Genomic DNA, 13,220 nt, shown 5'->3' on the forward strand with positions numbered 1-13,220 from the left:
GGGCACGCTCGGTTGGGTCGGACACTACTGGACACGGGGCCTCGCTCCGAGGACCGCGCTGCCGACACGCACGTGTGTCGCACCGGCCGCCACGGCCTGCTCGAGGTCGCCGCTCATGCCGGCCGAGAGCACGTCCGCGCCGGGGTGCCGGGCGCGCACGCGCGAGGCGTACCCCGCGAGCCGCTCGAAGGCCGGCGCGGGGTCCTCCCCCAGCGGCGCGACCGCCATCAGCCCCGCCAGGCGCAGGTGCTCGGTCCCCGCCAGCCGCTCGCACAGCTCGTCGAGGACGGCGGGGTCGCACCCCGCCCGGTGCTCGGCCCCGGGCGGGTCGAGGCTGACCTGCACGAGGCAGTCGAGCGGGCCGAGCGCGCCGTCGGGGTCGCGCTCGGCGCGGCCTCGCGAGAGCCCGGCGAGGAGCTTGGGGCGGTCGACCGACTCGACGACGTCCGCGTACGCCCCCACCGCGGCCGCCTTGTTGCTCTGCAGTCCGCCGACGAAGTGCCAGCGCAGGTCGAGGTCGCGGCACAGGTCCGCCTTCTCCGAGGCCTCCTGGTGCCGGTTCTCGCCGACGTCGCGCACACCGAGACCGGCCAGGATCCGCACGTCGCCGGCCGGGAAGTACTTGGTGACGACCACGAGACCGACCGACCCCGGCGGCCGGCCCGCGGCGCCCACGGCGGCGTCGATGCGGTCGCGCACCGTCGCCAGCCCCTCCGACAGCTCGTCCTCCCGGGCGCGGTCGCCGGGCTCGCTGGGGCCGCTCATGCGACCACCCGGACGATCCCACCGAGCCGGCCGGCCGACGCACCGTCACGCCGGTGCGACCACAGCGCCGGGTCCTCGACGGTGCAACGCTCCACGCGGTGCACGCGTGCGACACCGGCATCGGCGAGCTGCGCGACCACCCCGGCCCCGAGGTCCAGGGCGGGGGTCCCCCACGACGTCGTCGCCCGGGTCTGCGGCACCACCGCCGCCACCTCCTCCTGCATGGCCGCGGGCACCTCGTAGCAGCGTCCGCACACGTGCGGGCCGATCCACGCGTGCACGTCGTGCCCACCCAGCTCCCGCACCCGGCGCACGGTCGCGCCGACCACGTCGGCCACGACGCCGAGGCGACCCGCGTGGGCCGCGCCGACGACGCCGCGCTCGGGGTCCGCGAGCAGCACCGGCACGCAGTCGGCGACCCGCACCAGCAGCGCGACGTCCGTGCGGTCGCTCGCGATCCCGTCGGCCTCCGGCGCGGCCGGGCCGGCCGAGCCCGGCTCGTCGGGCGTCGCGTCAACGACCCGCGCGCCGTGCACCTGCGCCATCCCGCACACCGCGGTCGCGCCGAGGGCCGTCGCCACCGCCGCGAGGTCCGCGACGGGGTCGCCGACCGCAGCGGCCGGCGCCGTGCCCGGCAGCGCGAGGTTCAGCGGGCGGTCGTCGTCGCGCGCCGCCGTGAAGGCGACCTCGACGCGACCGGCGCGCTCACGGAAGACGAACACTCACTTGAGGAAGTCGGGGACGTCCAGGTCGTCGTCGAAGTCGACCTCGGGCGCCGGCTGGGCGGGACGCTGGGCACCCACCGGGACGCCGGGGCGCTCCTGCGGCTGCGGGGGCAGCGGGCGCTGGGCCGGCTGGGCCGGCTGCGCCGGGGCGGCCGGCTGGGGCGGCTGGGCCTGCGGGGCGGAACCCTGACCGGCGGCGGAGCGGCCGTAGGCCGGCGCCGACTGCTGCGGCGACGCGGCGTGCGGCTGCTCGCGCTCGTCCGAGCGACCACGACCGAGCACTGCGCCCTCCTCGCGCTTGCGCGGCAGCCCCCCGTCGAACCCGGCGGCGATCACCGTCACCCGGACCTCGTCACCCAGGGCGTCGTCGATCGTCGCGCCGAAGATGATGTTGGCGTCCGGGTGCACCGCGTCGGCCACGAGCGCAGCGGCCTCGTTGATCTCGAACAGACCGAGGTCGGAGCCGCCGGAGATGGAGAGCAGCACGCCGTGCGCACCGTCGATCGAGGCCTCGAGCAGGGGCGACGAGACGGCCATCTCGGCGGCCTGCACGGACCGGTCCTCGCCGCGGGCGGAGCCGATGCCCATGAGGGCCGAGCCCGCGTTGGCCATCACGGACTTCACGTCGGCGAAGTCGAGGTTGATCAGACCGGGCGTGGTGATGAGGTCGGTGATGCCCGAGACGCCCTGCAGCAGCACCTGGTCGGCCTGCTTGAAGGCGTCGAGGACGCTCACGTTCTTGTCGCTGATCGAGAGCAGGCGGTCGTTGGGGATGACGATCAGGGTGTCGACCTCCTCGCGGAGACCGGCGATGCCCTCCTCGGCCGACGTCGCGCGGCGGCGACCCTCGAACATGAAGGGACGCGTCACGACACCGATGGTCAGCGCGCCGAGCGAGCGCGCGATCCGCGCGACCACGGGAGCGCCGCCCGTGCCGGTGCCGCCGCCCTCGCCGGCGGTGACGAAGACCATGTCGGCCCCCTTGAGGACCTCCTCGATCTCGTCGGAGTGGTCCTCGGCGGCCTTCGCGCCGACATCGGGGTTGGCGCCGGCGCCGAGCCCCCGGGTCAGCTCGCGGCCGATGTCGAGCTTGACGTCGGCGTCGCTCATCAGCAGCGCCTGCGCATCGGTGTTGATCGCGATGAACTCGACGCCCTTGAGGCCGACCTCGATCATCCGGTTGACGGCGTTGACGCCGCCGCCGCCGATGCCGACGACCTTGATCACGGCCAGGTAGTTCTGCGCTGCTGCCACGGCGGCTCGCCTCTCACGTTCGGTGGTGGTCGGTATCGAGGTCTCAACCGTCACCCTCAGGTAGAGGGTTATAGTTATGTCAACCTCGTCGTGATGACGACAGTAGGTTCGCCGCCGGCTCGGATCCGGGAGGACACGCCGCGTGTCGCGTCGCGTCGCGCACGGTGCGGCCTGGTCCGCTCCGTGGAGCCCGCCGACACGACGGCGCCGCGCCGCCCACCCGGGGTGGACGACGCGGCGCCGCGTGGTGCTGCCTGGTGCCGCCTGGTGCTGCGTGGTGCGGAAAGGCGGGTGCCGGCGTGTCAGCGCACGGTGACCCACTGCGACGACGTGGTCGCCAGCGAGGTGCCCGAGCCGTGGTAGGTCAGGTGCACCAGGTAGCGACCCGACGACAGCGCGGGGAGCTCGACGCCGTTGCGGGCGCCGTTGCTCATCCACAGCTGGGCGGACTGCCAGCGCAGCGGGCCGCTCTCGGCGTACACCTTGACGGTGAACCGGCCCGAGGGACGCGGCGCGTGGAGCGTCGCGTTGCCGAGGTGGCGCACGGCGAGGTCCACGGTGCCCTTGGCGCGCGGCGTCGGCGCCTTCGTCACGGCCACGGTGCCGGCGGTCTGGCCGGCCTTGACGACGAACGTCTTGGTGAGCGAGGTGCCGTCACCCACGGCGCCCTCCTCGTAGGTGTGCAGGGTGAACGTCGCCTGGTAGGTGCCCTTGGGGGCGTTGGCCGGGATCTTGAAGAGCGCTTGGCCGCCCCGGACGTTGAGGGTCTTGCGCGCGCCGAAGCCGGTCATCTCGACCCAGGCCGCCTCGTCCTCGACGTTCGTGACGTCCACGCCGATCCACCCGGTGCTGGCGTGGCGGCTGGTGTGCGTGCCGACGTAGGTCAGCTCGGGCGCGCCCACGGGGGTGATCGCCTCGAACGGGATCTCGACCGGCGTCTCGGTGTCCTGCGAGGTGTTCGAGTGGGTGTGGGCCTGCCAGGTGTAGACCGAGTACGCCTGCGTGGTGTCGAACTTGTCGATCGTCGCGACGAGCTGCGTGGAGAAGGCGCCGTCGACGATGGAGCCCTTGTTCACCCACTGGACGTTGGCGAACAGGTCCATCGCCTCGCGGTCGCTGACGTCGGGCAGGCCGCCCGCGGGGGCCAGTCCGACGTACACGCCGGCGTCACCCGGGTTGGTCTCCCCGCGGAAGCCGGTGCCCGAGACGGCCAGCGTGACCCCGCCCTCCGGGGTCGCCGACGTCTGCTCGACCGAGACGGACGGGGCAGCCTGCGCCTGCGCGGTGAAGGCCGAGACCGGCTTCTTCGGGTCCCCGTTCGCGGAGCCCGAGGCGTAGAACAGGGGCCGAGCGCCCTGCGTGACCTGCGACAGGAACTCCGGGTGGAACGAACGCCCCTCGACCGGCTGTCCCGCGGGCAGACCCAGGGCGGCCGCCTCGGAGGATCCGGTGGCCAGGACGCCCTCCCAGTCCGGCGTCGCCGTGAGGGTGCCCAGACCCCCGTCCGGGGCCCAGCCGTCCGCGGCGTCGAAGGTGGCGACGGTCACCCGCGCCGGTGTCGTCTGCTGCTCGGCAGCACCTCGACCGGCCGCCTGCCAGCCGGAGACGACCGCACTCAGCTCACCGTTTCCGTCGGCGTCGACGCTGACAGCGGGCTCGCCGACCTCGACCCAGTAGTGGGTGGTCCCGGCGAAGGCGAACGCGCCCCTCACCACGCCGTCGTACTCCACGTGCGCCGCACCGGTCCGGGAGTCGTAGGTGCCCTCACCGTTCGGGAACGAGACCTGACCGCCGGCGCCCTCCGTCGCGCCGCCGGAGAACGTGCGGGTCGACAGGTGTTCGGCGAAGTACTGCGAGACCTGCCACTGCAGGGTCGGCGAGGCGACGACGGTGTCGGCGGCCTGGGCCTGGGGTGTGGCGACCGCGACGAGCGCGACGCCCGCGACGGCGCCGACCACCGTGGTCGCGGCGAGCTGCCGCGACCTGCGGAGCACGAGGTGGGACATGGGGTTCCTTTCTCGGGTGACCCGGACTGCTTCCGGTGTCATCGGGGGGTGCCGCCCGGACGGCGTGGGAGAGGTGGTCGGCCGGCGGGCAGCGACAGCAGGGCCGCGGCAGCCAGGAGGAGGACGCCGCCGACCCACCACCACACGCTCGCGGCGCGGGCGGCGGGGTCGGTGACGGCGGAGGCGTACGCGGCGGACTGCAGGTCCGCGGCGGCCGGGAGGCTGCCGTCGACCGCGAGGGCCGCGACGGGTACGCCCGGGGCGAGCGGCGCGGAGGGAGCGTTCGGCGCGACGGCCGCCGGGGCACGCGCTCCGCCGGAGCCGCTCGACCCGGCGGGCCCCGCGGCCGGCGTGCGCGCCGGGGGCGGGAGCGCGACGTTGTCGGGGACGTCGCCGCCGTCGCCCGGCTGCGTCGGCACCGGCGAGGGCGGCACGACCACGGGCCGGGACGCGTCGAACGACACCGCCAGCGGGGACGCCGGCTTGTCCTGGTCGACGGACGATCCGGTGGTGTACCAGAACGCGGCGATGCCCATCGGGTCGAGCAGGCTGACGAAGCCCTGCGGGAACGCCCCGAAGCCCGCGTCGCGCACCTGGGGCGTGCTGAGGCCCTCCACGCGGACGCCGGCGTACGACGGCGTGGCGCTGAAACCCGCCTCGCTCAGCTCCACCCGCGGCAGGTCGGCGATCACGACCTCCCCCGAGACCTGGTCCCCGCGCTGGTCCGGGTCGTCCTGCGAGCCCTCGTAGCCCGTCACCGTGGCGCGCACCTGACCTCGGCCGCCCTCGACGCTCAGCACCGGGTCGCTGACGTGGAACACCGACAGACCCGTGTAGTAGAGGACGGAGTAGTCGCCCTCCCAGGCGATGGTCGCGGTGCCGGCGGCGACGTCGACCTCGCCCGTCCCGCCGCCGAGCCGGACCTGCTGCGGTCCGCCCGGCCACGCCTGCCCGGCGGGCCACGTGGCGGTCTCCCAACCGGTGCCCGCGGCGCGCTCGACCGTCACGTCCCCGTCCTGCGCCCGCCAGTCGCGCTGCTGGACCTGCCGGCCCGCGGCGAGCTCGACGATCCCGGCGGCGAAGAAGTTGTGACCGAAGAAGGTCGGCTTGCTGGACTCCGCGTTCATGCCCCACCGGAACACCGCGTCGTCGACCTGCACCGCTCCCCCGGGCTCGTCGGTCGGCTCCGGCTCCTCGGCCGGCTGCTCGGTCGGCGTCTGCGTGGGGCCGGCTGTCGGTTCCTCGGTCGGCTCCTCGGTCGGCGCGGCTGTCGGCTCCTCGGTCGGCGCGGTCTCCCCCGCGACCGGCTCGGCGCCGTGGGCCGGGGCCGGGCGTACCGCCAGCACCGCGAGCGCCAGCGCGGCGACCAGCGCCACCACGGCCAGCACCGCGAGGGCGGGGCGCGCGGGTGCCGTCAGGCGGGCCAGGGTCGCGCGGGACGGGCGGACGGCGTTCACGCGACCACGCCCCCGGCGCCGGGCGAACGCGTGCCTCCACGTCGGGCCAGCACCAGGCGGAGCACCGCCCCGAGCAGCACGAGCCCGGCCGCCACGACGAACGCGACGGCGAGCCAGTCGGTGCCGGACTCGTCGGAGGCCGCGGCCTGCTCGGTGTCGTCCGACGTCGCCGGAGCGTCGGACGCCTGCACGGCGAAGCTGACCGTGACGGGCTCGTCGAGGCCGAAGACGCGGAGCTCGTGGGTGCCGGCGGGCGTGTCGGCGGGGAGGGTGATGACGCCGGCGAGGGTGCCGTCGGACCCCACCTGGAAGGGACCCGCGCCGGCGGCGCCGTCGTCGAAGGTGACGCTGACCTGCCGCCCGGCGGGCAGGCCCGACGCGGTGAACGGCAGCACCCGGCCGGCCACGGCGCTGCCGCGGTCGACCTCGAGCAGGGCGGGGCCGGCGACGGCCGGCTGCGCGGCGTCCGGCTGCTGTCCGGTGGGCGCGGCGGCCTGGCCACTCCCGGCCGAGCCGGCGCCGGAGGAGCCGGTCGAGCCCGTCGAGCCCGCCCCGCCGGAGGTGCCGGCGGCCGGCTGCTCCTCGGAGTAGAGGTCGGCGACGGCGACCGGCGTGAACGTCTCGTTCGTACGGTTGCTGACCCCGTGGGCACCGATGGTGATGATGCCGCAGGTGACCTCGCGGCAGTCGACGGTGCGCGCCGCGCCCGAGCGGTCCACGGCCGTGAACCGCGCCCCGGGCACGACCACGCTGGTGGACCAGGTGCCGTCGGCCGCCACCGTCCCGCCGTTGGCGGACGAGGCGGTGTCGGAGCCCGGGAACGCGACGTAGCGCTGGAAGCCCTGGTTGTCGCCGGACTCGGAGTCGGGCACGTAGAAGTAGTCCGCTCCCGTGCGTCCGCCCTGGCTGGGCCGCCACCCGTCGGAGACCGTGCCGAAGAAGACGTACACGCCGCCGTGGCCACCCTGCACGGACTGGAAACCGCTGCCCCGCAGCTGCAGCGTCGTCGCGTACGTGGCGTCGACGACCGCGTCGCCGTCGGGGTTGGCGACCGCGACCCGCGCCGCCGCCTGGGCGGGCGGGGTGGGCGCGAGCACGACCAGCGCCGCGGCGGCGGTGAGCGCCAGCGCGGCGGGGACGCGCAGGCTCGTGCGGAGACTCAGACGGCGGGGCACGGGTCCTCCTCGGACTCGGTGACGGTGCTGGTTCGGGGACTGGCCCGGGGGCTGCGCACGGGGATCACGACGAGGTGACCGCCGTGCTCGACCACGTCGACGGGGTGGCGGTAGACGTCGCCCAGGAGGTCCGCGCGCAGGACCTCGCGCGGGGTCCCGACGGCGCGCACGCGGCCGTCGGCGAGCACGCAGACCCGGTCGGCGTAGGCCGCGGCGAGCGAGAGGTCGTGCAGCACGACGACCACCGCGGCGCCGTCGGCGGCCTCGGCGCGCGCGACGGCGAGCACGCCCTCCTGGTGCTGCAGGTCGAGGGCCGCGGTGGGCTCGTCGAGCAGCAGCAGCCGCGGCTCCTGGGCGAGCACCCGGGCGAACGAGACCCGGGCCTGCTCGCCGCCCGACAGCGTCGGGAACAGCCGGTCGACGAGGTGCGCGACGTCCGTGCGCGACGTCGCGGCGGCCACGACCTCGGCGTCCCGGTCCTCGGCGTCGGTGCCGTGCCAGGGTGCGCGGCCCATCGCCACGACCTCGCGGGCCCGGAAGCCGAAGGCGAGGCGCTGCTGCTGGAGCAGGACGCCGCGTACGCGGGCCAGCTCCCGCGCCCGGTACGCCCGCAGGCCGCGGCCGTCCAGGGTGACCGTGCCCTCGGTGGGCTCCAGGTCGCCGGCCAGGGCGGCGAGGAGCGTCGACTTGCCCGCGCCGTTGGGCCCGACCAGCGCCACGAGCTCGCCGGGCGCGACGTCCAGGTCGACCCCGTCGAGGATGCGGGCGCCGTCGATGCGGACCCCGAGGCCACGCGCCTCCAGCCGCCCGCTCACGCCCAACCCCCCGCGGTGCGCCGGGCCCGGCGCAGCAGCCAGAAGAAGAACGGACCCCCGATCAGCGAGGTGAGCATCCCGATCGGCAGGTCGGCGCTCGTGATCGCGGTGCGCGCCCACAGGTCGGCGAGCACCAGCAGCGCGGCGCCCGCCAGCGCGCTCGCGGGGACCAGCAGCCGGTGGCCGGGCCCGGCCACGAGCCGGATCAGGTGCGGGACCACGAGGCCGACGAACGCGATCACGCCGCAGAACGCGACCCCGACGGCCGTCAGCAGCGCGACGAGGCCGATGCACACGAGCCGCAGGCGCTCGACGTCGACGCCGACGTGGCGCGCCGCCCGGTCACCGAGCGCGAGCAGGTCGAGCTGTCGGGCGAGCAGGAGCGAGAGCCCCACCCCGACCGCGGCGATCGGGAGCGCCACCTGCACCTCGGCCCACCGGGAGCCGTTGAAGCTGCCGAGGGTCCAGAAGACGATCTCCTCGCGCGACGACGTGTCGGCCAGGAAGAGCAGGAAGGCCAGCCCGGCGTTGGCGACGGCGTTGATCGCGATGCCGGTCAGCACCAGCGTGACCACCTCGGTGCGGCCGTTGTCGCGGGCCATCACGTAGACCAGCAGGGTGGTCACGAGGCCACCGGCGAACGCGCAGGCCGCGATGGTCCAGGGGCCGAGGAAGTCGAGCGAGAAGACGATGACGGCGGCGGCGGCGACGGCGGCGCCCGCCGAGACCCCCACGACGCTGGGCTCGGCGAGCGGATTGCCGAAGACCCCCTGCATGAGGGCGCCGGCCGTCGCGAGCGCGGCGCCGACGACGGCGGTCATCACGACGCGCGGGAAGCGCACGTTCCAGAGGCTGTTCTCGGCCTGCGGGTGCGTGGGCAGCGGCCCGAGGTCGAGGCCGAGGCGGTGCAGCACCGAGCCGAGCACCTCGCTCGGCGGGATCGGGAACTGCCCGACGGCGGCGGAGGCCAGCCCGGCGCCGAGCAGCAGCAGGAGGAGGCCGCCGAGCAGTCCCACCCGGGACACCAGCGCGCGGGCGACGGCCCGGGGGCGGCCGCCGGGCGTACCGGCCCCGGAGGTCGGACCGTCCTGGCCGGAGCCGCCGGACCGGTCGCCCGACCGGCCGGCGGTCGGCGGCGTCAGCGTCGTCACGAGATGGCCTCGGGGGCGTAGACGGCCACCGCGAGGGCGTTGAGGACGTCGGCGGTCAGCGGGCCGTACCCGAGGATCTGCGCGTCGGCCATGTCGACGAACCGCCGGTTCTCCCCCGCCGGGGTGGCGGCGAGCGCCGGGAGCCGCTCGAGGAGGCCGTCCACGCCGCCCGCCGACTCGAGCCCGCCGCTCATCATCAGCACGAGGTCCGGCTGCGCGGCGATGAGCCCCTCGTCGGTCAGGGGCTTCATCCCCGTCCACCCGATCTCGCCGGCCACGTCGTAGGCGCCGATGGCCTCGATCAGGGAGTCGGCGCCCGAGCCCTCGCCGAACATGTAGTAGATGCCGGAGGCCCCGCGCACGTAGAGGAAGACCGTGCGCAGCCGTCGGCCGTCGTCGCTCGGCGCGACCTCGGCGATGTCGTCCTGCACGGCAGCGACCTCGGTCTCGATCCGCTCGGCCAGCTCGGCGCCGGCGCCCGGCACCCCGAGGGCGGTGGCGACCTGCTCGGTCAGCGACGCCACGTTGTCGAGGCCGCGGTGGGAGTCGACGACGACGACCGGGATGCCGGAGTCCCGCATCTGCAGCAGGACGTCCCACGGCCCGAGCGAGGTGTCGGTGACGATGACGGTCGGGTCCAGCTCGAGGACGGCCTCGGCGTTGAGGTCGTGGCCGTTCTGGGTGACGAGCTCCAGCTCCTCGGCCTCCGGGAACTGCGTGCTGACGTCGCGGCCGACCAGGTTCTCACCGAGGCCGAGCTCGAAGACCGTACGCGAGAGCGTCCCGTAGACGTCCAGGGCCAGCACCCGGCTGACGTCGGTGACGGTCACCTCGGTGCCCTGCGCGTCGGTGAGCGTCACGGGGAGCTCGGGCGTCGGGTCGGCCACCGGGTCGACGGGACGCTCGGGCAGCACCGCGGAGACCTCCCCCTCCCAGCTGCGCACGTCCTCGAGCGGCGTGACCTCCGCGACCGGCGGGGCCACCGGACCGGCGGCGTCGCCGTGGCCGTCGTCCCCGGCGCCGACGCCGTCGAGGCCGCAGGCGGCCACGGTCAGGGCCAGGGTCAGCGCGACGAACGCGGTCGTCAGGGTCGGGCGGACGTCGCGGGGCGCTCGCGTGCTCCGGGACCCTCGGCGGGTCAGGGCGGGGGACGACATGAGGGGGCTGGCTCGGCTCTCGGTCGGACGGACGGGGGCACGGTCGGCTTAGGTTAGCCTAAGCGCATTCAGGCAAGGCTTACCTATGGGGGATCTTGACAGACTGTCAGATCGTTGTCGACACTCTGTCGACAACCTCCCGACCCGACGCCCCGGCGTCGGCCCGCACGCCCTCCTCGACCCCCGGAACCGGAGCCAGCCGATGACCGTCCTCGCCCCCGTCGAGCTCGACGCCCCCCTCTCGAGCGCCATGCGCGACGGCTCCCGCGCGGAGCACACGGCCGCCGAGGGCTCGGCCTTCATGGAGGAGCTGCTCGCCGGTCGCGTCAACGAGGCGGGGTACGCGGCGTACCTGCAGCGGCTGCGCACGGTGTACGCGGCGATCGAGTCGACCGGCCGCAGCCTCGCCGGCACGCCCGCGGCCGACGCGGTCCTCGACCCGGCGCTCGAGCGCCTCGCCGCCATCGACGCCGACCTCGCCCACTGGGCGCCGCACGTCAGCGGTCCGGTCGAGAGCCCGGCCGCGAGCGCGTACGCCGAGCGCGTCGCCGCCACGACGGCGTGGGCGCCGCTGTTCGTGGCCCACCACTACACGCGCTACCTGGGCGACCTGTCCGGCGGCCAGGCGATCGGCCGGATCCTGGCGCGGGCCTTCGACCTCACGGACGGCGCGGGCACGGCCTTCTACGCGTTCGACGCGATCCCCAAGCCCAAGCCCTACAAGGACGCCTACCGCGCGCGCCTCGACGCGCTCGACCTCGACGCGGCCGACAAGGAGCGCGTCGTCGCCGAGGTGAAGGTCGCCTTCAACCTCAACCAGGCCCTGTTCAGCGAGCTCAGCGCGGACCTCGCGGCCTACCGCCGCTGAGCCGCGCGGACCCGTAGGGTCGGCGCGTGCGTGTTCTCCTCACCGGCGCCGCCGGCTCCATCGGACGTGTGGTCTCGCCCGGCCTGCGGGCCGCCGGGCACGAGGTCGTCCCCCTCGACCTCGTCGGCGCCCCCGAGGGCGGCGAGGACCCGTGGCACACCGTCGACTGCGCCGACCCGGACGCCGTCGCCGAGGTGTTCGCCGCGCAGGCGCGGGCCGGAGCGCCCGTCGAGGCCGTCGTGCACCTCGCCGGCCATCCCGACGAGGCGGGGCTGCTCGCCTCGGTCGTCTCGCACGCGGTGACCACGGCGGCGCTCCTCGACGCGATGGTGGCCCACCGCGTCGACCGCATCGTGTACGCCTCGTCGAACCACGCGGTCGGCGGCACGCCGCACGGTGCGTACTCGCCCTCCCAGCCGCTCGGCGTCGATGGGCCGGGGCACCCCGACACGTTCTACGGCGTCGGCAAGGTGACGGCCGAGGCGCTGCTGCGGCTCCACGCGGACCGGTACGGCACCCACGCGGTGGCCTGCCGGATCGGCTCCTTCCTCGAGGAGCCGAGCACCCGGCGCCACCTCGCCACCTGGCTCTCGCACGGCGACGCCGTCCGCATGGTCGCCGCGGCGCTGGCGGCCCCGGCGCCCGGGTACGCCGTGCTCTACGGCATCTCCGCCAACACCCGCGCCTGGTGGGACCTCGCCCCGGGCCGCGCGCTGGACTTCGAGCCGCAGGACGACGCCGAGGCCTACGCCGAGCACCTGCCCGTGCGGCCGGAGGACGAGGTCGAGGACGCCCGGGTGGGCGGCCCGTTCGCGACCGAGGCGTTCTGGCGCCCCGCGCTCGACCGGCTCAGCGCACCGCCGGGCGACGCATCCACGTCGTGACCAGCGGCCGGTAGCCCAGCGACCCCCAGAACGGTGCCGACCAGGCGCTCGACGCCGCGTGGTGCAGCAGCAGCGCCGACCAGCCGTCGTCGCGGGCACGGGCGTGCGCGGCCGCGACGAGCACCCGGCCGAGGCCGCCCGAACGCAGCGCCGGGTCCACGTACGCGCTGACGAGGTAGCCGACGGGCGCCAGCCACGTCTGGCCCGCGACCCACTCGGCCTCCTCCGGCGGGTTGACCTGGACGAACGCGACGGGCTCTCCGTCGAGCTCGGCGATCCAGGTCCAGCCGAGGTCGCGGCGGATCGCGACCTCGAGGTCGGCGCCGAGCAGCACCTCGGCCTCGGAGCGTCGCGGGACGTACCCCAGGCCGGCCTCCCACGCCTGCAGCGCGACCGAGCGGTCCAGCAGCCAGCGCAGGTCGTCCGGTGCGGCGGTGGCCGGTCGCACGACCACGCCGTGCGGCACCGGCGGCGCCGCGTCGTCGGGGCGGTCCAGCGTGCGCACCGCCAGCACGGAGGCGGGGCCGAGGTGACGGCGCACCAGCTCCTCGACGAGGGCGTGGTCGCGGCTGGCCAGGCTCACCCCGGCCGACGTCTCGACCTCGCGCGCCGCCGGGTCGGCCTCGACCACGGCCAGCCAGGCGTCCAGCAACCCTCCCCAGTCCGGCTCGGCGCCGTCGGCGATCCTCGGTTGCAGCACGTGGGTGCGGCGGGCCGCCCACAGCGACTCCTGCTCGCTCACGGTGGCGACGCCGAGGGCCGCGCCGTGCTCGAGCACCCGACCGCGCTCGACGGGCTCCCCCGGCCGGACCAGCGGATCGATGCGGGCCGTCCGCTGGACGTGGCGGGCGTGGGCCGCCGCCAGCCGCTCGGCGGCCGCCCGGTCCGGGACCTCGTTCGCGAGAACCGTTCTCATCGCCCCAGGATCGCACGGGCGCGTCGGGCCGGGCGCTACGGTTCGGT

12 protein-coding genes are annotated in these 13,220 nt (G+C 75.6%); 2 read left to right on the top strand and 10 right to left on the bottom strand.

Going from position 1 to position 13,220, the window contains the following annotated elements:
• Positions 1 to 24 precede the first annotated feature (24 nt).
• The 9 genes from RDV89_RS06615 to RDV89_RS06655 all read right to left on the bottom strand — a co-directional run bounded on the left by RDV89_RS06615 (position 25) and on the right by RDV89_RS06655 (position 10,505).
• On the bottom strand, positions 25 to 765 hold the full coding sequence (locus RDV89_RS06615) for a YggS family pyridoxal phosphate-dependent enzyme (protein WP_315732153.1): 741 nt from the start codon (positions 763 to 765) through the stop codon (positions 25 to 27).
• On the bottom strand, positions 762 to 1,487 hold the full coding sequence (gene pgeF / locus RDV89_RS06620) for a peptidoglycan editing factor PgeF (protein ID WP_315732154.1): 726 nt from the start codon (positions 1,485 to 1,487) through the stop codon (positions 762 to 764). Before pgeF ends, RDV89_RS06615 begins: the two co-directional genes overlap by 4 nt.
• Positions 1,488 to 2,744: a cell division protein FtsZ gene (gene ftsZ, locus RDV89_RS06625; RefSeq protein ID WP_315732155.1), complete on the bottom strand. Its 1,257-nt coding sequence runs from the start codon at positions 2,742 to 2,744 to the stop codon at positions 1,488 to 1,490.
• Between the two features lie 302 nt (positions 2,745 to 3,046).
• On the bottom strand, positions 3,047 to 4,750 hold the full coding sequence (locus RDV89_RS06630) for an HtaA domain-containing protein (protein WP_315732156.1): 1,704 nt from the start codon (positions 4,748 to 4,750) through the stop codon (positions 3,047 to 3,049).
• A gap of 38 nt (positions 4,751 to 4,788) precedes the next feature.
• A complete protein-coding gene (locus RDV89_RS06635) occupies positions 4,789 to 6,207 on the bottom strand; it encodes a hypothetical protein (protein ID WP_315732157.1) in 1,419 nt (472 codons plus the stop codon).
• The gene (locus RDV89_RS06640) at positions 6,204 to 7,382 is read right to left on the bottom strand and encodes a hypothetical protein (protein WP_315732158.1); all 1,179 of its coding nucleotides are present in this window, start codon (positions 7,380 to 7,382) and stop codon (positions 6,204 to 6,206) included. The genes RDV89_RS06635 and RDV89_RS06640 overlap by 4 nt, the downstream gene beginning before the upstream one ends.
• The gene (locus RDV89_RS06645) at positions 7,367 to 8,197 is read right to left on the bottom strand and encodes a heme ABC transporter ATP-binding protein (RefSeq protein WP_315732159.1); all 831 of its coding nucleotides are present in this window, start codon (positions 8,195 to 8,197) and stop codon (positions 7,367 to 7,369) included. Before RDV89_RS06645 ends, RDV89_RS06640 begins: the two co-directional genes overlap by 16 nt.
• Positions 8,194 to 9,348 (bottom strand): FecCD family ABC transporter permease, encoded by a 1,155-nt coding sequence (locus RDV89_RS06650; protein WP_315732160.1) that lies wholly within the window; start codon positions 9,346 to 9,348, stop codon positions 8,194 to 8,196. The genes RDV89_RS06645 and RDV89_RS06650 overlap by 4 nt, the downstream gene beginning before the upstream one ends.
• Positions 9,345 to 10,505, bottom strand: coding sequence for a heme/hemin ABC transporter substrate-binding protein (locus RDV89_RS06655; RefSeq protein ID WP_315732161.1), 1,161 nt, complete (start codon positions 10,503 to 10,505; stop codon positions 9,345 to 9,347). Before RDV89_RS06655 ends, RDV89_RS06650 begins: the two co-directional genes overlap by 4 nt.
• A gap of 202 nt (positions 10,506 to 10,707) precedes the next feature.
• Between RDV89_RS06655 and RDV89_RS06660 the strand changes: the two genes are divergently transcribed.
• Entirely contained in the window at positions 10,708 to 11,373 is a 666-nt protein-coding gene (locus RDV89_RS06660; protein ID WP_315732162.1) for a biliverdin-producing heme oxygenase, read from the top strand.
• Between the two features lie 26 nt (positions 11,374 to 11,399).
• Positions 11,400 to 12,257: an NAD-dependent epimerase/dehydratase family protein gene (locus RDV89_RS06665; RefSeq protein WP_315732163.1), complete on the top strand. Its 858-nt coding sequence runs from the start codon at positions 11,400 to 11,402 to the stop codon at positions 12,255 to 12,257.
• Here RDV89_RS06665 and RDV89_RS06670 read toward each other — a convergent pair.
• Complete coding sequence (locus RDV89_RS06670; protein WP_315732164.1) at positions 12,223 to 13,173, bottom strand: GNAT family N-acetyltransferase; 951 nt, start codon at positions 13,171 to 13,173, stop codon at positions 12,223 to 12,225. The genes RDV89_RS06665 and RDV89_RS06670 overlap by 35 nt on opposite strands.
• Between the last annotated feature and the right edge of the window lie 47 nt (positions 13,174 to 13,220).

The organism is Nocardioides imazamoxiresistens, from assembly GCF_032378595.1.
In the GTDB taxonomy this organism is placed as follows: Bacteria; Actinomycetota; Actinomycetes; order Propionibacteriales; family Nocardioidaceae; genus Nocardioides; species Nocardioides imazamoxiresistens.